The sequence below is a fragment of the Flavobacterium tibetense genome (genome assembly GCF_003293845.1).
Taxonomy (GTDB): domain Bacteria; phylum Bacteroidota; class Bacteroidia; order Flavobacteriales; family Flavobacteriaceae; genus Flavobacterium; species Flavobacterium tibetense.
Genome location: NZ_QLST01000035.1, coordinates 1 through 2,144, shown reverse-complemented (window position 1 = coordinate 2,144; position 2,144 = coordinate 1). Strand labels below are relative to the sequence as shown.

At 36.0% G+C, this 2,144-nt stretch carries 2 protein-coding genes; both read left to right on the top strand.

Features of this window, described 5'->3' with window-relative positions; all coding sequences use genetic code 11:
* Positions 1-397 (top strand): T9SS type A sorting domain-containing protein (locus DPN68_RS12940; RefSeq protein ID WP_157958512.1); only part of this gene is annotated, 397 nt, incomplete at its 5' end.
* A gap of 1 nt (position 398) precedes the next feature.
* Positions 399-2,144 carry a T9SS type A sorting domain-containing protein gene (locus tag DPN68_RS12935; RefSeq protein ID WP_113990039.1) on the top strand — a complete coding sequence of 582 codons (1,746 nt, stop codon included), beginning with the start codon at positions 399-401 and terminating at the stop codon, positions 2,142-2,144.

Here is a 2,144-nt window from a genome sequence, read left to right as displayed (position 1 = left end):
AATAACCGTTGATGCATCTGGTGATTACCTAGTAGGTGGTGGTTTTGCTGCTCTAATTTATGATACCAATGGAAATTCTGTTACTAATGAAGGAGGAACTACTGATTTCTTCATTGCCAAATTTGCTACAGAACCTTGCAGCCCATTAAGCAATGAAACTTTCGAAACCAATACCATCAAAGTCTATCCTAATCCTGCAAGAAATGTTTTAACAGTGGCTATCAATGAAAATGCAAACTACGAACTTTACACCATCACTGGGCAGCTAGTAAAACAAGGCAAACTTACAACAATTGATAATACAATCGCGGTGCAAGACTTATCAAAAGGGTATTATCTATTAAGAATTGGAAATGAAAACGGGAATTGGCAGAGTATAAAAGTGTTGAAAGAGTAATATGAAGAAAACAATCCTCTATTACCTTTTGCCTTATGTCTTTTATCTTATGCCTTTTTTAGGCTGTGCCCAATCTTTTCAATGGATTAAAGACGGAGGAAGTGCTGAAAATTTAGGTTCAAACGATTATGAACAGGTATATAGTATTGCTACAGATAGTCAAAAAAATGTTTATGTTTTATCAAAAGTTGGCATGAGTAACCTAAACGTAGATGGCAACCCAAAAACCAATTATGACAACCCTAGTTCATTTCCTACCGACATTGTTTTAGCAAGCTTTTCTTGCGATGGTACCTACCGTTGGAGTAAAATTATTGGAGGATCGGGTACAGAAAACATCAGTTCCGTTCAAGTAGATTCACAAGACAATGTGTATGTAGCAGGTAGGATAGCATCTTGTGATAACGGTAGTGTTTCACAACCTTATCCAGGAAGAATCGAAAATGATTATACATTTAGCAATGCATCTAATGCTTGTAGTTTAATTTTTTTAGCAAAGTTTGATATAAACGGGGTATTTCAATACATTAAGCGTCCACAACTTCCAACAACATCTTCCAATGCAATAACCTATACAGCAAGCTTTAATTTCCAAATTCAAGATGATATTTTATATTGGTTTGTGTGGCTTCCACCTGGTACTTATGCTGATGGGGCTTTTACCAACAGTACTTCAGAAACCCACGCTCCCTATGTTTTAAAGTATAATTTAGATGGCTCTTTTATTGAAGCTACACAGTTGGGAAACATTCAAGGTATTTTCAGCATAATAGTAAATTATTATCGTAATCCTAATAATGGGTTTTATTATATGACTTTTGCTAAAACAAGTTCCACTACTTTCACTATTAACGGACAACCGGTTGTAAATGCGGCTGCTTTAGTTTGTTATGACAATAATGGTAATTTACTATGGAAAAGAGAAAACACGCAAGCAATGGCAGGCTCTCTCGTTATATATTCCTTAGATTTTGACCCTCAAAACAATATTTATATTGGTGGTAAAATTGCAGGAGCTGCCATCGATAGTTTTATGGGCTTTACAGCTTCTTTTAGCTCACCAGCATTTGTTATGAAGTTAGATGCTACTGCAGATAACTTGCTTTGGGCTTCTCATCACAGTACAGTTGCAACATCAGGATATGGTGCTTTAGTTTACAATGGTAATGAAATAGCTTTTACTGGTTGGTGTGCAGGAACAAATTTTACTTGGGGTACTCAATCTATCTATGTTACAGCAACTAATGAAGGTCAAGACGTTTTATTAGCTCGCTTTGATAGTACAACTGGATCTTGTTTAAGTTTGCATAACATAACTAGTACTGTAGGATCTACAGACAGAGGCACAGCAATAACCGTTGATGCATCTGGTGATTACCTAGTAGGTGGTGGTTTTGCTGCTCTAATTTATGATACCAATGGAAATTCTGTTACTAATGAAGGAGGAACTACTGATTTCTTCATTGCCAAATTTGCTACAGAACCTTGCAGCCCATTAAGCAATGAAACTTTCGAAACCAATACCATCAAAGTCTATCCTAATCCTGCAAGAAATGTTTTAACAGTGGCTATCAATGAAAATGCAAACTACGAACTTTACACCATCACTGGGCAGCTAGTAAAACAAGGCAAACTTACAACAATTGATAATACAATCGCGGTGCAAGACTTATCAAAAGGGTATTATCTATTAAGAATTGGAAATGAAAACGGGAATTGGCAGAGTATAAAAGTGTTGAAAGAGTAA

Excerpts from the sequence above, each read along its gene's own strand:
- DPN68_RS12935 (WP_113990039.1), top strand. The coding sequence starts at position 399 with ATGAAGAAAACAATCCTCTATTACCTTTTGCCTTATGTCTTTTATCTT.